Origin of the sequence: Sphingomonas anseongensis (assembly GCF_023516495.1) — a bacterium.
GTDB lineage: Bacteria > Pseudomonadota > Alphaproteobacteria > Sphingomonadales > Sphingomonadaceae > Sphingomicrobium > Sphingomicrobium anseongensis.
Genome location: NZ_JAMGBC010000001.1, coordinates 1,830,905 through 1,855,477 on the forward strand (window position 1 = coordinate 1,830,905; position 24,573 = coordinate 1,855,477).

Genomic DNA, 24,573 nt, shown 5'->3' on the forward strand with positions numbered 1-24,573 from the left:
CTTATTCGGCCAGCCTGTGGATCATCGCCTGCGGCGGCGGGTCGATGAAGAATTGCGCGATGGGATAGCCGTAGGCGACCAGCATCAGCAGCGCGACGAGCAGATTCCACAGCCCAAATCCGTTGAGCGACGCCGGCACCCGCTCGGGCGGGTGAATGGCCTGAGCGTAGGCGATGGTCCTTGGAGCGCCCGGGACTCCGGCGCGGTGAAGCAGCGCGATATTGTAGATGAACAGGAGTCCGCTCAGCGCGAGGATCACTCCTCCTGCAAGCGAGACGAGCACCCACGGCCCCCAGCTCGCGATCATCGGGTTGGAATAATCGAAGGCGGCGACCCGGCGCCACTGGCCCCACAGCCCGGTCCAATGCCACGGAAGCGTCATCACCATCATCCCGATGAACCACATCCAAAGCTGGATCCGTAACGGGCGGAGGTCCTCGAACGAGCGGCCGGTGATGCTTGGCCAGATCGCATAGGCGATCGCGAAATACATGATGACCACGGTGCCGCCGAAGATCAGGTGGAAATGCGCGGTGACCCAGCTGGTGTTGTGGACCATCGCGTTCATTCCGTAGCTCATGTTGATGAGCCCGCCGCCACCTCCGAAGAACAGCATCACGAAGGCAAGGCCGGTCGCGAGCACCATCGGGCGATCCCAGGGAAGCGTCCGGACCCAGCCGAGGAGCCCGCGGCCGCCACGCATGCGGCCAGCGATCTCGAACGAGGCGGTGATAGTGAAGATCGTCAGGAGCGTCGGGATCGTGACGAGGGCCGTCAGGAACATCTGGACGAACTTGAACCCGTTCGACTGCTCCGGGTCCATCATCAGGTGATGCATGCCGACCGGCAGCGAATAGAGAAGCAGGAGGACGAAGGCGAGCCGGCCCATCGTGTCCGAATAGAGGCGTCCGCCTGCTGCCCGCGGAGCCATTGTGTAGAAGGCGATATAGGCGGGGAAGAGCCAGAAATAGACGATGGGATGGAGCGTCCAGGAGAAGAGCGTCCGGGTCAGCCCTACGTCGATCGTCGAGTTGAAGCCGAACGCCGCAGGGATCACCTGGAACAAGAGCTCGGCGGCAACTCCGACCGTGGTCCACAGCCACATCACCGCGTTGGCGACGGTCGCGTACATGACCAGCGGCACCGGCTTACCTCGGTTGGCGGCCTTCCACTGGCGCATGGCGACGAGCATCAGCACGCACCATACCCACGATGCGACCACCGTCAGGGTGATCCCGATGTAGAACCAGGGCGTGGCCGTCATCGGCGGGTAGAAGGTGTAGAGGACGGACGCATTGCCGCTGAGGACCGACAGCGCCGCCATCAGCACTCCGGCGAGGCCGACGATATAGGCGCCCCAGGCGATCGAAAGGCCCGGCAGCGGCCGCCGAAGCGAGGTCTCGGCGACATAATAGCCGAAGCCCATGATGAAGAAGGTCGTCAGCACATAGGCCATCGACACTCCGTGAAGAGTCACGGAGCGGAAGTAATTGGCGGCGGTATGGTAGGGCGCTTCGACCGGGCTGCGGGCCCACATCTGCCAGACGCCAAGAAGGATCGCGATTCCGAACGCGGCGAAGGCGAGCCACATGTGGGCGAGGACGAGCCGCGAAGTCTGGAGCTCGGCCGTTGCGGACGTGCGACCGCGGCGAGGCGCCGCCGGAGCCGGCTTAGCTAGCGTCGCCACAGCTCGCCCTCCCCTCGGCATCGGGCCGGAACTGCTCCGGCGGAACCACCTTGATCGTCGCCAGCATCTGGCTGTGGCCGAGCCCGCAATATTCGTGGCACGGCATCAGCAGGTCGCCGAGCTTCGTCAGGCGCGTGTGCACCTGCGACACATAGCCCGGAACGACCATCGTATTGACGTTGGTGCCGGTGATCAGGAGCCCGTGAATGACGTCGGGAGACGTCACCCGGAAGGTGACGTCACGGTTCGCCGGCAGAATGATGCAGTTGGGAACGAACTCGAACTGCGTGGCGATGATCCGTGCGACGATCCGGCCGTTCGGGTCGACGGTCGTCCCGAGATTGGCCTCGGTGAACTCGGCGGACAGGTGGAGCGTCTTGGGATCCGCATATTCGCGGTTGCTCGGCGGATTCATGTGCATCGTGATCGCCGCGAACAGGATCGCCGCGAGGATGAGGGCGACCGTTCCCCCGACGACCAGGGCCCAGCGAACCTCCGACTTGACGATCGATTGCTCGCTGAGCGCCATCAGCCGACCGTCCCGCGCGGGATGAAAATGAAGAAATAAAGGATCAGCCAGCCAACCAGGAGGGCGGCGACGGCGACAGCGGAAATGGCCGCAGCTCCCATCGGCGCCTCGCTTCCCGCGGCGTCAATTCTTTCCAGCTCTTCGGCGTCGCTCGAAAAATCGTGAGCCGTCGCCGGGTAGGATTCTTCAGCCAAGCGCACCCCCTGTCCGGCGCGTTAGATGCGTCACTAAGCAGCGGCGCGGGCGTCGCGTCAAGCTTGGGGGAATTACCTATTCCTCGCTTCGGATAAGGACTGCTTCGCCGACAAGAAGGAACAAGAAGAAAGGCGCCCAGGCTGCGAGCATCGGCGGGTAGGCGCCGACATTTCCCATCGCCAGGCTGAAATTGTCCGCGACGAAATAGGCGAAGCCGAGCGCCATTCCGATGCAGGCGCGCAGGAGGACCTGGCCGGACCGCGCAAGGCCGAATGCGGCCACCGCGGCGAGGAGCGGCATCAGCAGGATCGACAATGGTCCCGAGATCTTGTGCCACATCCCGGCGCGCGCTGCGGAGGTCGTCTTTCCGGCCGCCTCCATGTCCTCGATCTTTTGCCGGAGGGGGAAGAAGCCGGTCTCGTCGGGGTCGACCTTGGCGAGCGTCAGCTCCTCGCGTGCGACGCCCTCGAGCGCTGTCGTGCGGGGCAGCTTGCGGACCAGGTTCATTCCGGCATCGTAGACTCGAACGTTGTCGAGCCTCCAGGCGGAGCCCTCCGGCACCGCTCGAGCGGCATCGACGATGCGTTTCAATTCGCCGCCCTGGCGCTCGTAGATGGTCAGCCCCTCCGCGCGGAAGCTGCTTCCGTGCCCGGCGACCTGCCTTGCGCGAACCAGGCTGCCGTCGTGGATCAGCCAGACGTTGCTGAGCACTCCGCTTTCCGGTGGAATCGGCTTGTAGTCATTGTCGGTCCAGGCGTTTACGACCCGCGCCGAGCGGACGACGACGGTCTCGTTGAACGCGAAGGCGAGCACCGCGACGGCGACGCTTGCGACGATCAGCGGAGCGAGGATCTGGTGGGCCGAAATGCCGGCCGCCTTCATCGCAACCACCTCGCTGTTCTGGTTGAGCCCGACGAAGACGATCAGAGTCCCCAGAAGCACGGAGAACGGAAGGAAGCGCGACACGAGCAGCGGGATCCGGAGCCCGACATATTCCCAAAGCTGCGCATCGCCGTTGCCCGGGACCGCGAGGATCTTTCCGGATTCGCCGAGAAGGTCGAGCGCCATGAGGACCAGCACCAGCCCGACGAGGACGGCGAAGCTTCGGGTCAGGTAGAGGCGCACCGTGTAGAAAGCGAGCTGGCGCGACGGGAAGAATTCGAGGTTGATCACGCCGGGCGTGCCCGCGGCATCAGCGAACGGATCCGGCGGACGAGCTTGGCCGCCGCCCATTCGAGCGCTCCGATCGGCTGGCCGCCCGGCTTGTGCGCGATCACGTGGTACATCCAGCCGATCAGCGCGACGAGCATGGTGAACGGCACCCACATCGCGAGAATGGGGTCGAGGCGCCCTTGGGCCCCGGCAAATCGACCGTACTGATTGACCTTGTGGTAGGCGACGACGAGCACGATCCCGACGAAGATGCCGAGCGCCGACGTGCTTCGCTTCGGCGGCACGGCCAGGGCGACGGCCAGCATCGGAAGCATCGCCATCATCAGGATCTCGACCACCCGGAAATGGAAGTTCGACTGCGCGCCGAGCATCTGCTCCCGGCTCTTCGCTTCGCCGCGATAGCCGAGGCGGAACAGCTCGCTGAAATATAGCTCGTCATAGTCGAGGCCGCGCCCGCGGAAGGGATCGATCGCCGGAACAGTGATCGGAAGGTCGTAGCTGTTGAAGGCGAGCGTGCGGGGCGAGGCGAACTTGGGCGATTGCTGAACCAACTTACCGTTGTGAAGCCTGAACAGGATCACACGCGGGTCGTCGGTCGACAGGAAGCGGCCGCCCTGCGCGGTTGCGGCGACGCTTCCGCCGTGGCCGTCGTCGGCAGCGACGAAGATGCCCTGCAGCCGAGTCCCGTGCTCCTCGCTCCTGTCGATGCGAAGCGTAAGGCGCTTGCCGATGTGGTTGAATTCGCCGACCTTTATCGACGCTCCGAGAGCGCCCGAGCGGAGGTCGAAGCGGAGGCCTTCATATTTGTAATGAGCGTAGGGATTGAGGTAGCCGACGATCACAGCGTTCAGCACCATCAGGACCGCCGCGTACATGTAAGGCACGCGAAGGAGGCGGCCGAACCCGACGCCAATGCCGCGCAATGCGTCGAGCTCCGACGACAGCGCCAGCTTCCGGAACGCCAACAGGATCCCCATCAGGAGCCCGATCGGGATTCCCAGCGAGAAATATTCGGGGAGTAGGTTGGCGAGCATCCGCCACACCACGCTGACGGGGCCGCCCGTGTTGACGACGAAGTCGAACAGCCGGAGCATCTTGTCGAGCACCAGAAGCATCGCCGCCAGGATGAGGGTCCCGAACAGCGGCACCGCGATCGAGCGGGCGAGATATCGGTCGATGAGCGTCAGGCGGCTCAATATTTGGTCGTCCCTACACCATCATTTGGCCGCAAAGCGGGTGGAAACGGGCAAGTGGGCCAAAGCCTTTCCCGAACGGCTCGGTCTTGTCGAGGTCTAGCGGTTCAAAGCCATGTCGAAAACACAGCTGAAGGAAAATGAGGCGATGCCGGTCGCGACGCCTTCGGCTGCGGCCGAGTGCCGCCGGCTGGCATCGAGGCCGCGCGTTGCCCTCCTTTCGAACCCCAGGTCCACCGGAAACATCGCCAAGCTGTCCCGGATCCGGAGCTATTGCGCCGAGCACCCCGACATCTTCCACTACGAAGTCGAGCATGTGGACCAGATTGGCGACGCACTGACGTCGATTGCGAGGGTGCGGCCCAAGATGCTGGTCATCAACGGCGGTGACGGCACCGTCCAGGCGGCGCTGACGGCGATCCACAACGGCAATCATTTCGAAGGCTCGCCGCCTCCGGTCGCGGTCATCCCGAGCGGCAAGACCAACCTGATCGCCCTCGACCTCGGAGTGCACGGCGACCCCATCGTGGCGCTCGAGCGGCTGGTCGAGCTCGCCCAGGGCGACCTTGGCAAGCATCTCGTGGCAAAGGAACTGATCGCGCTTCGCGAGGATGGATCGGAGCGGCCGGTGATCGGCATGTTCCTCGGCGGCGCCGGCCTTGCCGACACCATGCTTTACTGCAGGAACAAGATCTATCCGCTCGGCCTTCCCAACGCTGTAAGCCACGGGCTGACGGCGATCGCGGTCCTGTTCCGGCTGCTGTCCGGCATAAAGGCGAGCTTCCTCCCGCCAAAGGCAAGCATGCTTCAGGTCTCGACCGGCTCGACCCATTCGATCACCGGCCGCTTCACCCTGCTCATCGTCACGACGCTCGAGAAGCTCCTCCTGTCCGGCGAGATGGGTGGCGAGGGGCGCGGGCCGCTGAAGCTGGTTGCGATCGAGGAGCGGCCGTCGTCGGTGCTCCGTGCGCTGATCGCCGGGATGACCGGCGGCTACAAGGGCCGCAAGATGCGCGGAATCCACTTCGAGGAAGCGGACGAGATCACCATCGAAGGCGACAGCTCCAACGTCATCCTCGACGGCGAGACGTTCCGCGCCAATCGCGGAAGCCCGATCAGCCTAAGGTCGGCCCGGCCGCTGTCCTTCGTCCGCCTCGCGGCCTAGGCCTTCCCACATGCGCGAGCTTAGGGACCTCGTCGCCGAGGAGCTGGATTCGCCCGTCGATAAACGGGTGGCCGAGTTCGCCGAAGCCATCGCCAAGGCGCACGGCAAGGCGGCGCGGGCGGTGCTCTTCTACGGCTCCTGCCTTCGCCAGAAGCAGCTCGAAGGGCTGATGCTCGATTTCTACCTGATCGTTTCGGACTATCGCGAGGCGTACGACCGCAAATGGCTCGCCGTCGCGAACCGGCTGCTGCCCCCCAACGTCTTCTATTTTGAGCACGGCGGGCTCGTCGCCAAATATGCGGTGCTGAGCGAGGCGGATTTCTACCGTCTCAACGGCCCGGAAGCGAGCAGCGTCTCGGTGTGGGCGCGTTTCGCCCAGCCTTCGCGGCTGGTGTGGAGCGCCGACGAGCGCGCTCGGGTGGCGGCAATTGACGCGGTATCCCGAGCAGCGCCGACGCTGCTCGCAGCGGCCGGGCGAGTCGAGGGTGAAGTCCCGCTGGATTGGTGGCGGCGGGCGTTCGCGCTCACATATTCCGCCGAATTGCGAGCGGAGGGGCGGGCACGTGCAAGCTCGGTCGTCGACGTGGAGCGGGAGCGGTACGAGCGCTTCAGCGCCCCTGCCATAGCCGCGACACCGCCCAAGCTGCCCCGCCAGCCGAGCTGGGCATGGCGCAGGGTGGAAGGGAAATTCCTGTCGGTGGCTCGGCTTGCCAAGGCCAGCTTCACCTTCGCCGGCGGCGCCGACTACATTGCCTGGAAGATCAACCGCCACGCCGGAACGCAGATCGAGCTGAAGGGCTGGCAGCGGCGCTGGCCGCTTCTGGCAGGAATTACCTTGCTTCCGCGGCTGCTGCGGTCGGGGGCAATTCGCTAGACTGGAGAGCGGTGGCGACTGCGGATGCTAGCGCGCCGACCGTGAATGGCTTGCGCAAAAGCTCGTGGCCGATGAGCGAGTCGCTGCCGCTTTCCCCGACATAGCCGGTGACGAACAGCACCGCGAAATCCTGCCGCTTTTCCTTCAGGATCTTGATCAGTTCAGGCCCGGTCATTTCCGGCATGATCACGTCGCTGATGACGAGGTCGAAGGTCTGCTTGTCGAAAATTCCGATCGCTTCTTCGCCGCTGGCGCAGGCGACCGGGTCGTAATCCAGGTCCTGGAGCGCCTCGACCGTGGAGGTCCGCACCCGCGGATCGTCTTCTACGACGAGGATCCGTGCTCCAGGGACTCGTTCCTCCTCGTTCATGCGACTTGTCGCGGCATGGAGCCGGATCGGTGGCTGGACCGAGCTTCGGGGCAAATAGATGGAAACGGTCGTGCCCTTGCCGACCTGGCTGTCGATCCCGACCTCGCCTCCGGACTGGTGGGCAAAGCCGAAGATCTGGCTGAGGCCGAGACCGGTCCCCTTGCCGACTGGCTTGGTCGTGAAGAACGGTTCAAACGCGCGTTCCTTCACCTCTGGCGGCATTCCGCACCCGGTGTCGGTGACGGAGATGCGGACATATTCGCCGGGCCGAATATCGCCGACCTCGTTTGCGGAAACCTTAACGTTGGCAGTGCTGATCTTCAGCCGTCCCGCGCCGTCCATCGCGTCGCGGGCGTTCACCGCCAGGTTGACGATCGCATTCTCGAGCTGGTGCGGATCGACGTAGACGGGCCAGGTGTCTGCGGCGAGATCGACCTTTATGCGGACCCGCTCGCCCAGGGTGCGGTCGAGGAGGTCCGACATTCCCCCGACGAGTTGCCTTGGCTCGACCCGCTCAGGCAGCAAGGGCTCGGAGCGTGCGAAGGACAATAATCTCCGGGTCAGCGCCGCGGCGCGGGTCGCGCCCTCCATCGCATTGTTGAGATGGGCCATCACCTCTCGGCGAGGACCGTTGAGCCGCCTTCGCGCGAGATCGACTCCGCCGACGACCACGGCGAGCATATTGTTGAAATCGTGGGCGATTCCGCCGGTCAGCTGGCCTACTGCCTCCATTTTCTGGACCTGTCGCAACTGTGCTTCCGCAGCCTCGCGTTCGGCCGCTTCGGCCTTCAGCGCCTGGTTCGCCTCCCAAAGCTCGTGGGTGCGGTCTCGAACCGCCTGCTCCAAGACCTCCGCACGCTCGGATTCGTTCTCCGCCAGTCGACGCGCATAGGTGAATTGCCGAAGCGCCTGGATCGCCACCGCCCCCATCAGGATCGCGCCGATTCCGACCGCAAGCCCAAGCCAGCTCAGATAATCGGTGAAGCGGTCGGCGCGAGCGGAGAAGAACCGAGTCCGCTCCATCCGCTGCTGGAGGATCGTCCGCTCGTTCTCGGCGATCTCGCGGAGCTTGGCGTGGAGCGCGGGCTGCAGCGGCGGGTCCGCCTTCGGGCCGGCGGCCGCATAATAATAGCTGATCCCGAGGTCGCCCTGGTGGGCGGTGATCACCCGGGCGACATTGTCGAACTTGGCGCCCAGCTGGTCGTAGATGGCCTGCAGCTCCGCGAGCCGGTCCTGCTGGTCGCGGGTGGTGCTGGCGGCTCGCTTCAGCTGCCCGATCTGGTGGCCCGCAAGGCGCCAGTAGCTGAGATAGACGTTGCCGCTGTTCTTGATATCGGCATCGAGCGCGAACCGCCCGAGCGCTGCCTCGGATCGCGACACGTTGGCGTCGATCGAGCGCGTAAGGATGGTGACGTCGTAGGCGTGGCGCTCCAGCTCGAGCGCCTTGTCGCGTTCTCCGTTGGACCAGGCGACGAGGACGACGAGGCCGAGAAGGAGGAGGACTGCGACTAGCGCGCCGGCGGCGGCTCCCCCGCGCCTCCAGTCGAAGCGTACCGCATCCCCACTCGGCGTCATGGCGTCAGTGTAGCCATGTCTGCAAGTCGACGAAAGTCGCCTGTCAGGATCAAATGCAGCCGGTCGCCCGCCCAGCGGCTCCGAACATCGCAAGAATCTCGCCGACCTGCTCGCTGGAATGCTCGGAGCAAAGCGAGCAGCGGAGCAGCGTCTTGCCCGCGGGCGTTGCGGGCGGACGGGCTAGATTGACGTACAGGCCTTCGTTGAGGAGCGCCTCCCACATGGCAGCCCCGGTCTCCAGATCGGGCATGATGACGGCAATGATCGCCGACTGCGGCTCCTCGGTCCCCAGGGTGAAGCCGAGCTGGCGAAGTCCGGCATGCAGGCGCTTCGAATTCTCCCACAGGTGGGCGCGCTTGTCGGCCGAGTTCATCAGCTTGCGGATCGAGGTTGCGGCGGTCGCGACGACCGACGGGGGAAGCGAGGCGGTGAAGACGTAGGGGCGGCACACCAGCCGCAGGATCTCGAACTTGGGATGGTTGGAGACGCAGAAGCCGCCGACCGTGCCGACCGACTTCGAGAAGGTGCCGACGATGAAATCGACGTCATCGATGACGCCCTGGGCCTCCACGACGCCACGGCCATTGTCGCCGATGAAGCCCATCGAATGGGCCTCGTCGACCAGCACCATCGCCCCGGCAGCCTTGGAAACGGCGACCATCTCCTTCAGCGGAGCGACGTCACCCAGCATCGAATAGACGCCTTCGAGGACGACAAGCTTGTCTGCCCCTTCGGGAATACGCCGCAGCCTGTTCTCGAGCGCGGCGACGTCATTGTGGCGGAACGGCACGACCTGGGCGTTTCCGAGTGCGCAACCGTCATAGATCGACGCATGGCTGTCGATGTCGAGGACGATGTAATCGTCCTTGCCCGCCAGCGTGGATATGATCCCGAGGTTCGCCTGATAGCCGGTCGAAAAGACCATCGCGTGGTCCATCTTGTAGAAGTCTCGGAGCGCTTCCTCGACGGCGCGGTGCCCGGCATACGTCCCGTTGAGGACTCGACTCCCGGTCGTTCCCGACCCGAATTCGTCGAGCGCCTTCTTGCCGGCGGCGATCACGTCCGGATCGAAGGTCATCCCCATGTAATTGTACGTGCCCAGAAGGATCGTGCGCTTGCCGTTGCAGATCGCGACGGTCGGGCTTTCGACCTTCTCCATCACCAGGTTGAACGGGTCGGTAAGGCCCGTGTCCAGGAGCGTCTGGCGCTGCTGGATGAGCGGGTCGAACTTGGAGAAGAGGTCGCTCATGAACGGCTTGCGGGGCTCAGCCGCAGAGCTTGCGGACGGCTTCCGCGAGCTGTCCGACAGTCTCGATCTCCGCCTGCATGTTCATGCTGATGATGATGTCGAACTCGTCCTCGATGCTCGCGACGAAGTCGAGCACCGTGAGGCTGTCCCACTCCAGATCCTGCTGGAACCGCGTTTCGGGCGTGACCGGGACCCCCTTCTTGTTGAAGGCCTCGACCTGCTCCGCCACGCGGGTGTAGATTTCGTCGCTCTCGTCCATGGCAAAAGCCCCTATTCGCGAGGCCGCCCTTTCGCAACGCAATGGGGCGCGAATACGGCGGCAGTCGTCGGCAATCCTATAGCCACCGCTGCTGGCGATACCATTCGGCGGTTCGTCGAAGCCCGTCCTCCGTGTCCACCTGGGGCTGCCACAGGGTGGGCGAGGGCCGGAGCTCGGGACTGACGGCCCAGTCGCTGTGGCTGAAGTAGGCGGCGCGGTCGGCGGACAGCTTCGCCCGTTCCCGCCGCACGAGCTGATCAACGACTGCGCCGAGCCGAAGCATCTTGCCCGGCATCGACAGCGAAAGGTTGGCCTTTCCGACGGCGGCTCCGATCGCCTTCGCAAGCTCCTTGTGGGTCCAGCCACCGCTTCGCCCGTCGTCGGGCTCGAGGACGACGCGGCTGGGCTCGTCCGATTGCGCCAGCGCGAGGAGGAGCCGCGACAGATCGTCGACATGGATCAGGGAGACCCTGCCATGCGGCGGAAGGAGCATCACCCGGAGCTTCGCCATCCGGAACAACTCGAGCGTCTCGCGGTCTCCGGGGCCGTAGACCGCGGGCGGGCGGACGATAGCCCAATCGAGGCCGGAGCGCTGGACCAGCTCTTCGGAGCGCGCCTTGGACGCCCCGTAGCGCGACAGCTTGGGCTCTCGAGCCGCGAGAGAGGAGACATGAACGAAGCGGGTGATCCCCGCCGCCGTCGCCGCAGCAAGCATCGCAAGGGTCCCGTCGACGTTCCCCCGCTCGAAATCCTTCGGATCGCGAGCGTTGATGACCCCGGCGATGTGGACGAGCGAGGTGCAGCCCGTGACCAGGCGGCGAAGCGAATCCGAATCCTCAAGCGAGCCCTCGACCCATTGGACGCAATCGCGGCTATCCTGGGGACGGCGGGTGAGCGCCTGGACCTGCTGGCCGGCCTGTACGGCAGTATCGATGAACCGGGACCCGACGAAGCCGGTGCCCCCAGTCACCGCGATGGTCACAGCGGCGACCAGGCATGCTCGGGCCCGTCCTCCACGGCGCTCGGCTCCGGCTCTCCCCCAAGCCGCTCGATTATCGCGTCGAGCAGGGCCTCGACGCCATCCCCCGTCGCTGCAGATACCGGGCGAGGTTCGGCCGCTCCGGCTTTCTTGAGCGCTTTCGTCGCCTTGGCGATGGCCTTGTCGTCGACGAGGTCGCATCGGCTCAAAGCCATGATCTCGGGCTTGTCAGCAAGCCCGGCACCGTAGCGGGCGAGCTCGTCGCGGACGGTTCGCCAGGCAATTGCGGGATCTTCCCCAGCGGAATCGACGAGGTGGAGGAGGAGCCGGGTGCGCTCCACATGGCCCAGGAAGCGATCGCCGATGCCCGCACCTTCGGCGGCCCCTTCAACGAGGCCGGGGATGTCGGCGAGAACGAACTCGCGGCCCTTGTGGCGGACTACTCCGAGCTGCGGGTGAAGCGTGGTGAACGGATAGGCGCCGACCTTCGCCGTCGCATTGGTCACCGAATTCAGGAAGGTCGACTTGCCGGCGTTCGGAAGGCCGACCAGCCCAACGTCGGCGAGGAGCTTGAGCCTGAGCCAAACCCACATCTCCTCGCCTGTCTCGCCGGTCTGGTGCTGGCGGGGCGCGCGGTTGGTCGACGTCTTGTAGCTGGCGTTGCCGCGGCCGCCCTGCCCACCGTGGAGGAGGACGATGCGTTGGCCGACCGTGGTCAGGTCGGCAAGAAGAGTCCGGTCTTCGTCATCGGCTAGGACCTGGGTTCCGACCGGGACCTTGATAACCAGGTCCTTGCCTCCGGCGCCGGTGCGGTTGGATCCAGCGCCGCCCTTTCCGCGGGGCGCGCGGAAATGCTGCGTGTAACGAAAGTCGATAAGAGTATTGAGCCCGGGCACGGCTTCAAAGACGATGTCGCCGCCCTTGCCTCCGTCGCCGCCGTCAGGGCCGCCGAACTCGATGAACTTCTCGCGGCGAAAGCTCACGGCCCCGGGGCCGCCGGCTCCGGACCTGATGAAGACTTTTGCCTGATCGAGAAAATGCATCGCCGCGATGTAGGTCATGAGCTGCCGAGCGCAAAACAAAGGTTTGCGTCGAAGAGCCAGCGAATGGCGGCCGGCCTGCGCGAAGCGACAGGACCGACGTCACGGATTCACTCCGTGACGTCCTTTCTCACTACGGCTGAGAAGACTGCCCTCGCCGGCGCCGGGACGCCAGCGAGGGAGTCCACGCGAGGACGAAACGCCCAGGCGTGAAAGCAACGTGCGGATTACGACTCGCGCCCAAACCGCCCCGGTCTACGTAAACAGCTACCGCACTCGTTGGAATTCAACAATCGTTAACCGCGATTCGGCGGACAGCTAGATAGCGGGACGTCATCCCGATCACTGAGCGCCTCGCTGAATCGCAGCCGTAACTATTGGCACAGCGCATTACCCTGGCCGTTTTGCGACGCGAACTGCGGGCAGTTTCGAAGGCGAGCGGTGCGAAAGGAACGGATCATTGCAGTCGGCCTGTTGACGGCTCGGGACCTCGAGCTCCTCGGCCAGGGCTTCGATCGAGTTTGGCCGGTCGATGAGGCACCCCATTTCACCGAGCTTCTGCGAGCAATCGACGACGCGGACCGTAAGCTGCAGGTGCGCAGGGAAACCCCGAACAAATAGGTGCACATCGCGGCGTCCATTTAGGCCTCGTTGGTCTTTCTCAGTCGACGCGTTAGACTGTCGACTCGGCGACGGCGGCCAGCGCCAGAGGCTCAAGCCGTTGCCGACCTCCCGCGGGTGGCTTCTCCCGAACCATAGGGGAAGTCACCCGTCCTCCTCACGATGCTGCATGTTCCAAGTCGCCTTACAGCAATTCCCCTGCGATCCCTTCTGATGGCTCAACGCATGGTCGCTGATCGCGTGACTTTAAGGAACGTAAGACGCAAGTTGCAGCGAGCGAGCGCTCAAACCTCCACCCACTCCGCCGCACGGATTGCCAGCTCGGTGCGGTTGGCCACTCCGGTCTTCTCGAACACGCTGTGGAGATAGACCTTCACCGTCCCCTCGGTGATCCCCAGCTGTTCCGCGATATCGCGGTTGCGCAGCCCCTGGCGAACGAGCTGCACGAGCTCGGCTTCGCGCGGAGACAGAATCGCGCGGTCGCGGGCGCTCGCGGCGCGGGTCGCCTCGGCATTGAGGTGCGGGTCGATCCATTCGTCGCCGCCCCGGACGGAATCCAGGCACTCGATGAGAAGCGCCGGGTCCGACATCTTCATGAGCACCCCATCGACCTTGAGCTTCAGCGCTTCGGCGAAGCCGGCCTCGTCGAGCGAGGCCGTGAGCAGTACGACCGGTCGCTCATCGCCCTGGCTCCTGATGTGGCGAAGGACGTCGAGGCCGGTCCCGTCGGGCATCTGGACGTCGAGAACGACCATCTCCGGGTCGTGTTGCTGGATCGCCTCGATCGCTTCGGCGCCGGTGCCGACCTTGGCGACAAGCTCATAGTCGCTCCCGCGAAGCATGGCTTCGACGGCCGCCTGGATCATCGGGTGATCGTCGGCGAGCAATACCTTGGTCAATGCCGTGCCTCCGGCTTGAGTGGCAGGGTGATCGAAAGCTCGGTACCTTTGTTATGGCTCGCGAGCATCAAAGTTCCATCGGCTTCATCGACTCGCTCGCGAAGAGACCATGGCGACCCCTCCTTAAGCTTGTTGGCGCCGGTTCCATCATTATTGATGTCCAGCCGCAAGTCCTCGTCTTCGGTCGAGAGCACAACCGACACCGTTTTCGAACGCGCGTGGCGGACGGCGTTGGCGACAGCTTCGCGGATAAGCTGGTGGGTGTCGAGGTGAAGCCGCATCGGCACCGTCCGGTCGGGCACGTCAGCGGAAAAGCTGCACTTGATTGCCCATTGCCTGCCAAGGCGCTCGCACAAGGTGCCCAGATCCTCGGCAAGCTTGGGAAGTGTGATGGAATCGCTTCGCAGGGCGCCGATCGCCGAACGGAGATCCTGCTGCTCCTGCAGCAAAAGCTCCTTGAGCTCTTGAAGCTCGCGATCGGCGCCATTGCCGATGGCAAGGTCGCGCTTGATCGCCTCGATCCTGAAAGTCGCACCGGCGAGGAACTGCACGATGCTGTCATGGAGGTCGCGAGCGAGCGACAGGCGGGCCTTGGCGCGCGCACCGTCCTTCACCGCTGCAAGGAGTGCATGGCGCTGGACGTGGGCCGATACGGCGCGGGAGAGCATCCCGCCGAACTCGACGTGGTCGGTGCACAAGCTGTCGATGCTGCACAGGAGGAGCATCCCCTCGCCGGTGTCGGTCCGGACCGGCACCGCCAGTCCCTCTTCGATCCCGTATTGCCGGGCCAGATACGGGTCGAGACGCGACGAGGCCGTCGAAAATTGCATGGTCCTGTAGGCGCTCCGGCTGAACGCCCGGTCATGCAGCGTGTCAAACAGGAAGGGCTGGGACGGGACCTCTATTCGAGAAGCGTTTGCGGCGCCGGTAGTCACCTCGCCATTTTCCAAAGCAATGGCGACGGCTTCACGGCGCCCCCAGGAGCGCCAGAGGAAAACCGCGTGAGAGGCGGACGTCAGCTGCGCCGCCCTTCGGACGGCGGTTTCAAGCGGCGCTTCCTCGGGCGAAAGATCGCCGAACAGATCGTCCTTGGGCCAGCTCAGCGAGGAAAAACCGTGGTGGATTCCGAACCAGATCAGAATCGCCGACAAGATCACGAGATTGCCGCTTCGGATGATGAACCGCTGAAGATCGAAGGATGGGCCGGCATCGCCAACGATCAGCCCCGCACCGAAATAGCACAAGGTGACCGTCGCCGCCGTCAGGGCGGTCTCCCTCCAGCCCCAGCGGATTCCGGCCGACAGGACCAGGAAGACGAAGAAGACGAAGAAGGGGCTCGTGTAACCGTCGCTCGCAAGGACCAGCAAAGTGAAGGCGACGATGTCGATCACGTGGGCGGGCGCTGCCAGCCGGGCGTCGAGCCACCAGCTCTTCCACGTCAGCAGCGTCACGACGACGGCCGCCGCGAGGTAGAACGCAAGAACCGAATAGGTGGCGGCCGCGTTGCGCGCCGGCTCCAGCGGGTCCATCCACATCGCGAACAGGAAGGTCGCCGCCAGCACGGAGCGCGCCAAGGCGATCACTCGCCCAGAGCGGTGCTTCAGTACGCCGTCGAACATCCGCCCCCCGGTCCCGAGCCAACCGTTATTATCTTGCGATATAGCAGCCAAAGCGGTCGCACGTGAAGCGGCGCGCTTCCCGGGTATCAAGCTGCGAGAATGGCCTCTGGCCGGAGGGTCGCCGGGAAGACGCAAGCATCGAGCGGCAAGCTGTAGAATCGGGCAGGAAGCTCCTCGCCGCGGCCGCGGCAGAAGCGCGGCGCGATTATCCCCGTGGCCGGAAAGCCGAGCTTTTCCAGCACTCGCCCGGAGGCCGGATTGTCGAGGAAATGCGCCGCCTCCAGCGAGCGAAGCCGAAGCGTTCGCGCGATCTCAACAACCGCCGAAGCAGCTTCGGTCGCAAGCCCGCGGCCCCAGTGTGGCCGGGCGATCCAATAGCCCAGCTCGACCGACCCCGAATTGCGGCGGTGAAGCCCGCACGACCCAATGATTCGCGGCGAAGCATTCGTCCGCTCGACGACCAGCAAACTCGGGAGCACCCGATCGCGGGGCGTGGCGAGAAACTCCTCGGCGTCGCGAAGACCGTAGGGCCACGGCACCTGCGCTAGATTGCGGACGACCTGCTCGTCCGCGATCGCGGCGGCCAGCGCCGGGGCATCTTCCGGAAAGCCGGGCCGAAGAAGCAGCCTTGGAGTCCTTGCGAACATCGCCAATCTCCTCGCCGGCCGCCTTTGCAGGCGGCAGGTGACAGTTTGAGGAGAAGGCAAAGAAAAAGGGGATCGCCCTTCCGGGGCGCCCCCTTCTCCCTTTTGGTCTTGATCTGTTGAGATCTCGTCCGGGCCGCCCCTTCAAGGGAACGGCCTGTCAGTGACCGTTCCTATTTTGCTTCCGCTGCCGGCATGACGTGCACGTACTTGCGGCCGAGCTTGCCGTCTCGGAAGGTGACAATGCCGTCGGTGAGCGCAAAGAGCGTGTGGTCCTTGCCGATGCCGACATTGTCGCCCGGATGCCACTTGGTGCCGCGCTGACGCACGATGATGTTGCCGGCGCGAGCCGACTGGCTGCCGAACAGCTTCACGCCGAGGCGCTTGCTCTCACTGTCGCGGCCGTTGCGGGACGAGCCGCCTGCTTTCTTATGTGCCATTGTCGCTTACTTCTTGGGCTTGCTGGGTTTCTTGGCGGCGCCCTTAGCAGGCGCAGCATTTTTTGTCGACGCCTTGGCAGCGGGCTTCTCCGCAGGCTTCGCAGCCTTGGCCGGAGCAGCCTTCTTTTCAGCCTTTGGCTTTTCCGCCTTCGGAGCGGCGGCGGTCGGCGCGGCTTCGGACTTCGCCGGCGAAGGAGCCGGAGCAGAAGCCTTCTCGGGCTTAGGGGCGGCCTTCTTCTCGGCCTTGTGATCGCCGATCGCGACGATTCGCAGGATCGTGTGCTGCTGGCGATGGCCCTTCTTGCGACGGTAGTTGTGGCGGCGCCGCTTCTTGAAGACGGTGACCTTCTCCCCCTTCGCCTGGGCGATGATCTCGGCCGAGACCTTCAGGCCGTCGGTCTTCTTGAGGTCGGACCCGTCGCCGGCGAGCAGGATGTCGCCAAGGGTGATGGTGTCACCGGCGTTTCCGTCCAGCTTCTCGACGACGATCTTGTCTCCGGGGGCGACGCGATATTGCTTGCCGCCCGTGCGCACGACTGCGAACATTGGCTTCTCTTCTATGCTTGCGGGGCGCGGCAGGCCGGGCCTTCGCGCGAAAGCGAGCCGCCTATGGCAGCGGCCTTAGACTGTCAACCTAGTGACGGTGCTCGGGGCGGAGCCGGTAGCGCTCGCCGTCGAAGCTGTCGAACATGGTTCCGATGGCCGGGTGGTCGATCGGTTCGTCGCTCTCGTCGGGAACCAGGTTCTGCTGGCTGACGTAGGCGACGTAGCTCGACTCAGCATTTTCGGCGAGCAGGTGATAGAAAGGCTGGTCCTTGGCCGGGCGGATCGACTCCGGGATCGCCTCGTACCATTCGTCGCTGTTGGCGAACTCCGGATCGACGTCGAATATGACCCCGCGGAAATCGAGCAGCCGGTGGCGAACGACCTCGCCGATTGCGAACCTCGCCTGCGGAATTGAAAACCAGCGCACCGGATCCATGGGTAATGAACGTTCTGTCGGCGACATGGCTGCAATCTAGGGTGCCGGTCAGGCTAGGCAAGGTGGGGGACCGTTGCTACATGCCCGCCGCGACCGAAAGCCGGGTTTCCCGGCAGACGCCTTCACATCCGCGGAGAGGTGGCTGAGTGGTCGAAAGCACCGCACTCGAAATGCGGCGTACGGGCAACCGTACCGTGGGTTCGAATCCCACCCTCTCCGCCATTGATTGAAGCGACAGGGATACGGGCAGGGCCTGTCTCGTTACCCGCGCGTAATGCTCCAAGCGCTCCCGCCGCCGGACCCGCCGCAGCAGGTAATCGTCGTCACCGGCAAGGCATTGCCCGATGCGGCGGCGAGCCGGGCCTATGGCGTGGAAACGTTCGACCGCGAGCGGCTGACCGACGCGCCGACCCACCGCCTCGACGAGATCCTCAAGCAGGTGCCGGGGCTCCAGCTGTTCAGGCGGTCGGATTCGACGAGCGGGCATCCGACCAGCCAGGGCGTCACCCTGAGGGCGCTGGGCGGCAATGCATCGAGCCGCGCCCTTCTTGTGCTCGACGGAGTGCCGCAGGCGGACCCATTCGGCGGCTGGGTGAACTGGCCCGCTTACGATCCCGCGGGCCTGGCCCAGGTTCGGGTCGTCCGGGGCGGTGGCAGCGTCGCCAATGGCCCCGGTGCGCTTGCCGGCGTGATCGACATGAGCAGCCTCACCGAACGGGGCGCGGAGGGCTCGGCCGAGGCCGGGAGCCGCGAATCTCTTGCCGCCCACGTTTACGCCGGCGCTTCGCTGGGACCCGGCCTGCTCACCATCGACGCTCAAGGCGCGCGGAGCAGCGGCTTCATCCCGGTCACGCGATCCACGCGTGGCCCGATCGACGAGCCATCGCCCTATCGCGAAGGCAGCATCCGTGCGCGCTGGGTGGTTCCGATGGCAAGCGACGTCGAGCTCCAGGCCAGCGGCCTCGGCTTCCTCGACGTGCGCAATCGCGGCGTGCCGTTCACCGGCAACCGGACCCGCGGCGCCGACGCATCGCTTCGCCTGGTCGGCACCGGCCGCTGGCAATGGTCGGCGACGGGTTACGGGCAATGGCGCAACCTCCGGAGCAGCTTCGCGAGCGTCAACGACGATCGCACCGAGGCGCATCAGGTCGCGCTCCAGGACAGCGTGCCTTCGAGTGGCTTCGGTGGAAGCGTCGAGGTCAGGCCGCCGATGGGCACCGGGTTCGAGCTTCGCCTTGGCGGTGACGCTCGGCTCACCGAGGGCGAATCGCGCGAGTTGTTCAGCTTCATCGCCGGAGATCCGACGCGGCGGCGGGTCGCTGGCGGGAAAAGCGGCACTCAGGGCCTGTTCGCCGAAGGTGCGTGGACGACAGGCCGACTGACGCTGAGCGCCGGCGGGCGGGTCGATCATTGGTCGATCTCGGACGGCGAGCTGGTGGAGCGAGAGATCGCGACCGGAGCGCTCCTGCGCGACGACCATTATCCGCGGCGAAGCGGGTGGCGTCCGACCGGTCGCGCAGGCGCGGTGCTGGACGTGGGGAGCGGCCTGACTCTCCGCTCCGCAGCCTATCTCGGCTGGCGGATGCCGACCCTGAACGAGCTGTTCCGGCCCTTTCGCGCGGGACCCGACGCGACCGCCGCCAATCCGTTCCTCAAGCCCGAGCGGCTGGCCGGAGCAGAGGCGGGGGCCCGCTACAGCAAGGGCGGCGCGGCGTTGGAGCTGACCGCCTTCGCCAACCGTCTGTCCGACGCCATCGCCAACGTCACGCTGGGCCAGGGCCCGGGAGTCTTCCCCGGTGTCGGCTTCGTCGCGGGTAATTTCAGCCAGCGGCGAAACCTTAATTCGGTCAGGGTTCGCGGTATTGAAGGATCCGCCGATGTAACGCGCGGGCCCTGGTCGCTCCGCCTCGGCGCGAGCTACACCCGGGCGAAAGTCGAAGCGACCGGACCGGCCAGCGATCTCGACGGCCTTCGCCCCGCCCAGACCCCGAAGCTCGGGCTGACCGGCGCGATCGGATGGCACGAAGGAGCCCGCTCTGCGTCAATCCTCCTCCGCCGGGTGGGGTCGCAGTTCGAGGACGATCTCAACCGCCTTCGGCTGCCCGGCGCCACCACGATCGACGCCTTCGCATCGTGGCCGCTCACGCGCAGGCTACAGCTCATCGCCCGCGCGGAGAACCTGCTCGATGCGACCGTCGAAGCCGGAGCCGACAGCGACGGAACCGTCGAGCGAGCCACTCCGCGAACGCTGTGGATCGGCCTCAGGCTGAGCGATTTCTGAGCCTGTGATTTTTTGAATAATCTGAATCAAGTGCGTGAACCTCGGTCGCGCAACAGCGTTGCTTGAGCGGTCTACGGCCGCTCCGAGCGGCCGCTGTGAAAAGGAGTATTCGCTATGCCGAATTCGAAGAACGGAGCCTCGAAGCGCGGATTTGCAGCGATGAGTCCCGAAAAGCAGCGGGAGATTGCAGCCAAGGGCGGGCGCGCCAGCCACGGCGGCGGCCGTCGCCCGGCAAGCGCTTCGGCCCAGAGCAGCTCGGTCCGCTAAACTAGGGGAAACTGACCTGCACGACCCCGCGTTACGGACGCGGAATGTACAGGTCGGATCTCAATGCGAGCGACAAGAGCGGCGCGATCGCCGCAGTGGTGGCGGTTCACGCCGCTCTTTTGCTCGTGCTCCTTCAGCTGTCCGGACGGGTGGACCTGACCGAGCCGCAAAGCGTGCTTCGGGTCTTCGACGTCAACGAAGTGCCGCCTCCGCCGCCCGTGACGGTCGAGCGGCCCAAACCGCAGCAGAAACCCAAGCCCAAAGCGAGCGAAGGCGAGGCAAGCCCGCAGAATGTCCGGAGCCACGCCACGGAAATCCAGGCGCCCAGGCCGCCGATCTCGCTTCCGGTGCCGGTGCCGATCGAAACTTCAAAGACGCCGAACACGGGGACTCAGTCGACCCAAGGCGCAGCCAATCCCGGTCCAGGCACGGGTGCGGGAGGCGTGGGCACCGGATCCGGAAGCGGCGGCTCCGGCAGTGGAACCGGCGGGGGCGGAGACGGCGGCTATGTCGTCCCGCCGAGGCTCCTGACCCCGGTGCTTCGCGGACGCGACTTCCCGCGCCAGCTGCTCGACCAATGGCCGCGGGGAGCGCAGCTTTTCGTCCGCGTCCGGGTCAGCGCCGCCGGTACGGTGAGCGAATGCATCGTCGACCGGGGGACCGGCAATCCAGGCATCGATTCGAGCGTGTGCAACCTCGTCCACGAGCGCTTCCGCTACAGCCCCGCGCGCAATCGCTCGGGCCAGGCGGTTGCGGGATGGGCCGGATACCGGCAAGTGCCCCCGCGTTAGCCCAAGCGGGAGAAGCGACGTGATCGAAGCCGAATGGTGGGACTATGATTCGGTCGAGGAGATGGCCGAGGCCGTCGCCGGCGATGTCGGCTTCATTATCGAAAGCGCTCTCGACGCTCGCGGCTCGGCGTTGATCGCGCTTCCCGCCGACGAGACTGCGCGGGCGATCTTTCCCCAGCTCGGCCAGGCCTCGCTCCAATGGAAGCAGGTGATGGTCATTCCCACCGACGACCTGATCGTCGCAGTCGACAACGAGCGGAGCAAGGCTCGGGCACTGGCCCATGCCTTCCTCTCCAAGGGTGCTCGCGTGGTTCCGATCGTCACCCCGCTGGATGACTACAGGCTCGCCGGCAATTCGGCGGATGCGCGGCTGCAGGACCTGCCCTGGCCGCCGGATCTCGCCTGGCTGAGCGTAGGCTCGGACGGAAGCGCAGCCGGAATCGCTGCAGGGCCGGACCTCCAGGACGCGCTCGACGCACCGAAGGCGCGCCGTGCGGTCGGAGTGATGTCCGAAAGCGGCGAGCCGCGAGTGACTCTGACGCGCTCGTCGATTCTGTCGTCGCGGACGATCCTCATCACGCTTCGCGGGCAGGACAAACGCGACATGCTCGAGCAGGCGATCGCCGACGGTCAAAGCTCGAAGCTTCCGATCGGGCGCGTGCTCGCCGAAGCCGAGCAGCCGATCGACATCCACTGGTGCGCCTGAGCTAGATTTCGTCGAGCTTGCGGCCCTTCGTTTCGGGCAGGAACAGCAGCGAGACGAGCACCGAAATCCCGGTGAACACCACCGCATACCAAAGCCCGGAATAGATGTTGCCGGTCGATGCGACGATCGCGACGCTGACCGCGGGAAGGAATCCGCCGACCCAGCCGATCCCGAAATGATAGGGAAAGGACAATGCGGTGTAGCGCACGCGTGTCGGGAACATCTCGACAAGCGCCGCGGCTTGCGGACCGTAGAGCGCGGTCGCCCCGACCACGAAGAGGAGGAGGATGGTCAGGAGCAGCGGGAGGTTCATCTGCTTAGGATCGGCTGACTTGGGATAGCCGGCGGAATGAAGCGCTCCGGCGATCAGATCGCCCTCGTCGGCCTTCAGCTTCTTGAGATCCGCGGACGCCAGGCCGGCGCCCGCGGCAACGGGCACGTCGACGCTGCCCACCCGAACCCGGGTCTGGCCGTCGGCGGATTCCTGGGTCGAGTAGGAGATTCCGCGGCTGATCAGCGCGCTCTTGGCGATGTCGCAGGCGCTGGTGAAATGGCCGGTGCCGACCGGATCGAACTGGGCGGAGCATGTGCGCATGTCCGTTTCGACCACGACGGGAGTGGAGCGCTGCGCTGCGACGAGCGCCGGGTTCGCTGCCTCGGCGATCCAGTGCGACCCCGGGAAATAGAGGATCAGCGCAAGCGCCATCCCGCCGACGATGATCGGCTTTCGCCCGACCTTGTCCGACCACCAGCCGAAGAAGACGTAAAGCGGAGCGCTGACGACCGTCATGATCACAAGCAGCAGGTCCTTGGTTGCCGCCGGGACCCCCAAAGATTTTTCCAGGAAGACCTGGAGGTAGAAGAAGGTGAAGTACCAAACCGCTCCCTGCGCCAGCATGATCCCGAAGAAGGCGATCAGGACCCGCTTCAAATTCTCGCGCTCGCCGAACGCGTCGCGAAGCGGGCGCGTGGTGACCTCGCCTTGCTCGACCAGCCGCGCGAATTCGGGGCTCTCGGAGAGCTTGAGACGCATCCAAAGCGAGACTGCCAGAAGCGCGACTGAGACGAGGAACGGAATTCGCCAGCCCCACAGGCCGAACGCGTCTTCGCCCAGCCAGGTTCGCGAAACGAAGATGATCAGCATTGCGGCGAGCAGGCCGAAGGAGGCAGTTGACTGGATCCACCCCGTCGCGATGCCGCGCCGCTCGTTCGACGAATGCTCGGCCACGTAGATCGCCGCTCCGCCATATTCTCCGCCCAGCGCAATCCCCTGGCAGATGCGCAGGAAAATGAGCAGCGCCGGGGCGAGTGCTCCGGCTTGGGCGTAGGTCGGAAGAAGACCGATCAGGAAAGTCGCGCCGCCCATCAGGCTGACCGTGGCGAGGAATGCACCCTTGCGGCCGACGCGGTCGCCGACGATCCCGAAGATCAAGGCGCCGAGCGGCCGGAAGGCGAAGCCGGCGGCGAACAGGCCGAGCGCCGCGATGAGCGCAGGCGTGGGGTCGAGCGCTGAGAAGAAGGCCTTGCCAATCACCGGTGCGAGGCTTCCGAAGATGAAGAAGTCGTACCATTCGAAGGCGGTTCCCGCCGACGAAGCGATGACGACGCGTGTCATCGACCAGGGCCGGTGGTGCCGTGCTTCGCTCACGCTTGCCATCAAAGTCTCCCCCTCGTGGCCGAAGGGATAGCGGCGCGTCGACGGCGCGCAAGTTCTCAAGCTCGCCCTATGCGTCTAAGGCGTCTCGCGGACGAATGACCGCCGTTCGTCGATGCCGCACTTGAATTTCAGGATGCAACCTTCTTTGGGCGCGCAACAGCCGACATGACGAGATCCCAGCTGAACTCCGGGCGAAAGCTGCAGCCATTGCGCGCCATCGCGATCGCGGCGGCTGCGCTTGCGCTCGCCTCGTGCGGCTCCGCGAGCGATGAAGGCGGGAAAAGCCGCGACCGGGGCCCCACCGCGGTAAGCTATGTGGTCGTCCAGCCGACGAGCGTTCCGCTGGTCCAGAGCCTGCCCGCGCGAGTGTCGGCTTTTGAGGTCTCGCAGGTTCGGCCGCAGGTGTCGGGCATCGTCCAGAAACGCTATTTCACCGAGGGAGCGTTCGTCCGCAAAGGCCAGACGCTCTACCAGATCGATCCGAGCCAGTATCAGGCGTCGGTCGCGCAGGCTTCGGCTAATGTTCGAGCCGCCCAGGCGAGCGCGGATTCCGCTCGGGCGCTCGCTGCCCGCTATCGTCCGCTGGTCGAGATGGAGGCGGTCTCCAAGCAGGATTATACCAACGCCGTTTCGCAGGCCCGGCAAGCGGAGGCCGCGATCGCGCAGAACCAGGCGGCGCTTCGGGCCGCGCAAATCAACCTTCGATTCACCCGCGTGCCGGCGCCAATCAGCGGCAAGATCGGAATTTCGAACGTCACCGAAGGCGCGCTGGTCACCGCCAATCAGACCGATGCTCTGACAACCATTACCCGCCTGGATCCAGTCAATGTCGATATCCAGGAATCGGCGTCCGACCTGATCACCCTTCGCCAGTCGCTCAGCAGCGGCGGGGTCGCACCGACTGCCGCGCAGGTTCGGCTCAAGCTCCCCGACGGAAGCGATTACGGGTTCACCGGAACCGTCCAGTTCAGCGAAGTGATCGTCGACCAGAACACCGGCACCGTCACGCTTCGAGCACGCTTCCCCAATCCCATGTCGATCCTGCTTCCGGGGCTGTTCGTCACCGCGCAATTCTCGCAGGCGGTCGACACTACCGCCTTCCTCGTCCCCCAGCAGGCCGTGTCTCGCGACCCAAAGGGCGCGGCGACTTTGTTCGTGCTCGGACCCGGCAATCGCGCCGTGCAGCGCACGGTGATCGCGACACGCACCCAGGGGCCTTACTGGGTCGTCACGCAGGGCCTCGCAGCGGGCGAAAAGGTGATCGTGGAAGGCGCCGGCAACCTTCGCGACGGAGCGCAGGTCAAGCCGTCGCCGGCAAAGGGCAAGGCTGCGCCCAGGCCGCCGCTCAAGGTCCAGCCGCCCGCCAAGACAGGCTGAC

25 protein-coding genes and 1 tRNA gene are annotated in these 24,573 nt (G+C 65.3%); 9 read left to right on the forward strand and 17 right to left on the reverse strand.

Annotated features, from left to right (window positions below):
- Position 1 precedes the first annotated feature (1 nt).
- The 5 genes from LZ519_RS09420 to LZ519_RS09440 all read right to left on the reverse strand — a co-directional run bounded on the left by LZ519_RS09420 (position 2) and on the right by LZ519_RS09440 (position 4,780).
- Positions 2-1,687 carry a cbb3-type cytochrome c oxidase subunit I gene (locus LZ519_RS09420; RefSeq protein ID WP_249868421.1) on the reverse strand — a complete coding sequence of 562 codons (1,686 nt, stop codon included), beginning with the start codon at positions 1,685-1,687 and terminating at the stop codon, positions 2-4.
- Complete coding sequence (locus LZ519_RS09425) at positions 1,671-2,216, reverse strand: cupredoxin domain-containing protein (RefSeq protein ID WP_249868422.1); 546 nt, start codon at positions 2,214-2,216, stop codon at positions 1,671-1,673. Before LZ519_RS09425 ends, LZ519_RS09420 begins: the two co-directional genes overlap by 17 nt.
- A complete protein-coding gene (locus LZ519_RS09430; protein ID WP_249868423.1) occupies positions 2,216-2,410 on the reverse strand; it encodes a hypothetical protein in 195 nt (64 codons plus the stop codon). Before LZ519_RS09430 ends, LZ519_RS09425 begins: the two co-directional genes overlap by 1 nt.
- 76 nt (positions 2,411-2,486) lie before the next feature.
- Positions 2,487-3,581 (reverse strand): LPS export ABC transporter permease LptG, encoded by a 1,095-nt coding sequence (gene lptG, locus LZ519_RS09435; RefSeq protein ID WP_249868911.1) that lies wholly within the window; start codon positions 3,579-3,581, stop codon positions 2,487-2,489.
- On the reverse strand, positions 3,581-4,780 hold the full coding sequence (locus LZ519_RS09440; RefSeq protein WP_249868424.1) for an LptF/LptG family permease: 1,200 nt from the start codon (positions 4,778-4,780) through the stop codon (positions 3,581-3,583). The genes lptG and LZ519_RS09440 overlap by 1 nt, the downstream gene beginning before the upstream one ends.
- Positions 4,781-4,925: 145 nt before the next feature.
- On the opposite strand from LZ519_RS09440, the gene LZ519_RS09445 reads away from it, so the two are divergent.
- Both LZ519_RS09445 and LZ519_RS09450 read left to right on the forward strand, forming a co-directional pair.
- The gene (locus LZ519_RS09445; RefSeq protein WP_249868912.1) at positions 4,926-5,942 is read left to right on the forward strand and encodes a diacylglycerol/lipid kinase family protein; all 1,017 of its coding nucleotides are present in this window, start codon (positions 4,926-4,928) and stop codon (positions 5,940-5,942) included.
- Between the two features lie 10 nt (positions 5,943-5,952).
- Positions 5,953-6,816 carry a hypothetical protein gene (locus tag LZ519_RS09450; protein ID WP_249868425.1) on the forward strand — a complete coding sequence of 288 codons (864 nt, stop codon included), beginning with the start codon at positions 5,953-5,955 and terminating at the stop codon, positions 6,814-6,816.
- Here the strand turns inward: LZ519_RS09450 and LZ519_RS09455 are convergent.
- From LZ519_RS09455 to obgE, 5 genes are all read right to left on the reverse strand, one after another.
- Entirely contained in the window at positions 6,773-8,761 is a 1,989-nt protein-coding gene (locus tag LZ519_RS09455; RefSeq protein ID WP_249868426.1) for an ATP-binding protein, read from the reverse strand. The genes LZ519_RS09450 and LZ519_RS09455 overlap by 44 nt on opposite strands.
- A 49-nt stretch (positions 8,762-8,810) precedes the next feature.
- Positions 8,811-10,010 carry a serine palmitoyltransferase gene (gene spt / locus LZ519_RS09460; RefSeq protein ID WP_249868427.1) on the reverse strand — a complete coding sequence of 400 codons (1,200 nt, stop codon included), beginning with the start codon at positions 10,008-10,010 and terminating at the stop codon, positions 8,811-8,813.
- 16 nt (positions 10,011-10,026) lie between these two features.
- Positions 10,027-10,269 carry an acyl carrier protein gene (locus LZ519_RS09465; RefSeq protein ID WP_249868428.1) on the reverse strand — a complete coding sequence of 81 codons (243 nt, stop codon included), beginning with the start codon at positions 10,267-10,269 and terminating at the stop codon, positions 10,027-10,029.
- Positions 10,270-10,345: 76 nt separating this feature from the next.
- Positions 10,346-11,251, reverse strand: coding sequence for an NAD-dependent epimerase/dehydratase family protein (locus LZ519_RS09470; protein ID WP_249868429.1), 906 nt, complete (start codon positions 11,249-11,251; stop codon positions 10,346-10,348).
- The gene (gene obgE, locus LZ519_RS09475) at positions 11,248-12,291 is read right to left on the reverse strand and encodes a GTPase ObgE (protein WP_249868913.1); all 1,044 of its coding nucleotides are present in this window, start codon (positions 12,289-12,291) and stop codon (positions 11,248-11,250) included. Before obgE ends, LZ519_RS09470 begins: the two co-directional genes overlap by 4 nt.
- Positions 12,292-12,729: 438 nt before the next feature.
- Here obgE and LZ519_RS09480 point away from each other — a divergent pair, with 438 nt between their 5' ends.
- Complete coding sequence (locus LZ519_RS09480; RefSeq protein WP_249868430.1) at positions 12,730-12,909, forward strand: hypothetical protein; 180 nt, start codon at positions 12,730-12,732, stop codon at positions 12,907-12,909.
- A 284-nt stretch (positions 12,910-13,193) separates the two neighbouring features.
- On the opposite strand, the gene LZ519_RS09485 is transcribed toward LZ519_RS09480, so the two are convergent.
- The 6 genes from LZ519_RS09485 to hspQ all read right to left on the reverse strand — a co-directional run bounded on the left by LZ519_RS09485 (position 13,194) and on the right by hspQ (position 17,520).
- Positions 13,194-13,808 (reverse strand): response regulator, encoded by a 615-nt coding sequence (locus LZ519_RS09485; protein WP_249868431.1) that lies wholly within the window; start codon positions 13,806-13,808, stop codon positions 13,194-13,196.
- A complete protein-coding gene (locus LZ519_RS09490; protein ID WP_249868432.1) occupies positions 13,805-15,427 on the reverse strand; it encodes a sensor histidine kinase in 1,623 nt (540 codons plus the stop codon). Before LZ519_RS09490 ends, LZ519_RS09485 begins: the two co-directional genes overlap by 4 nt.
- Before the next feature lie 86 nt (positions 15,428-15,513).
- Complete coding sequence (locus LZ519_RS09495; RefSeq protein WP_249868433.1) at positions 15,514-16,074, reverse strand: GNAT family N-acetyltransferase; 561 nt, start codon at positions 16,072-16,074, stop codon at positions 15,514-15,516.
- 170 nt (positions 16,075-16,244) lie between these two features.
- A complete protein-coding gene (gene rpmA, locus LZ519_RS09500; RefSeq protein WP_249868434.1) occupies positions 16,245-16,511 on the reverse strand; it encodes a 50S ribosomal protein L27 in 267 nt (88 codons plus the stop codon).
- Between the two features lie 6 nt (positions 16,512-16,517).
- Entirely contained in the window at positions 16,518-17,057 is a 540-nt protein-coding gene (gene rplU / locus LZ519_RS09505) for a 50S ribosomal protein L21 (RefSeq protein WP_249868435.1), read from the reverse strand.
- Between the two features lie 88 nt (positions 17,058-17,145).
- Entirely contained in the window at positions 17,146-17,520 is a 375-nt protein-coding gene (gene hspQ, locus LZ519_RS09510) for a heat shock protein HspQ (RefSeq protein WP_249868436.1), read from the reverse strand.
- 105 nt (positions 17,521-17,625) lie between these two features.
- On the opposite strand from hspQ, the gene LZ519_RS09515 reads away from it, so the two are divergent.
- From LZ519_RS09515 to LZ519_RS09535, 5 genes are all read left to right on the forward strand, one after another.
- Positions 17,626-17,715, forward strand: a tRNA-Ser gene (locus tag LZ519_RS09515).
- Between the two features lie 52 nt (positions 17,716-17,767).
- On the forward strand, positions 17,768-19,774 hold the full coding sequence (locus LZ519_RS09520; protein ID WP_249868437.1) for a TonB-dependent receptor: 2,007 nt from the start codon (positions 17,768-17,770) through the stop codon (positions 19,772-19,774).
- Between the two features lie 114 nt (positions 19,775-19,888).
- On the forward strand, positions 19,889-20,041 hold the full coding sequence (locus tag LZ519_RS09525; RefSeq protein ID WP_249868438.1) for a KGG domain-containing protein: 153 nt from the start codon (positions 19,889-19,891) through the stop codon (positions 20,039-20,041).
- Between the two features lie 44 nt (positions 20,042-20,085).
- On the forward strand, positions 20,086-20,832 hold the full coding sequence (locus LZ519_RS09530) for an energy transducer TonB (protein WP_249868439.1): 747 nt from the start codon (positions 20,086-20,088) through the stop codon (positions 20,830-20,832).
- Between the two features lie 19 nt (positions 20,833-20,851).
- Positions 20,852-21,538 carry a 6-phosphogluconolactonase gene (locus tag LZ519_RS09535; RefSeq protein ID WP_249868440.1) on the forward strand — a complete coding sequence of 229 codons (687 nt, stop codon included), beginning with the start codon at positions 20,852-20,854 and terminating at the stop codon, positions 21,536-21,538.
- A 1-nt stretch (position 21,539) separates the two neighbouring features.
- Here LZ519_RS09535 and LZ519_RS09540 read toward each other — a convergent pair whose 3' ends face one another.
- The gene (locus tag LZ519_RS09540; protein ID WP_249868441.1) at positions 21,540-23,195 is read right to left on the reverse strand and encodes an MFS transporter; all 1,656 of its coding nucleotides are present in this window, start codon (positions 23,193-23,195) and stop codon (positions 21,540-21,542) included.
- Positions 23,196-23,360: 165 nt separating this feature from the next.
- Here LZ519_RS09540 and LZ519_RS09545 point away from each other — a divergent pair, with 165 nt between their 5' ends.
- Positions 23,361-24,572: an efflux RND transporter periplasmic adaptor subunit gene (locus tag LZ519_RS09545; protein WP_249868442.1), complete on the forward strand. Its 1,212-nt coding sequence runs from the start codon at positions 23,361-23,363 to the stop codon at positions 24,570-24,572.
- Position 24,573 lies beyond the last annotated feature (1 nt).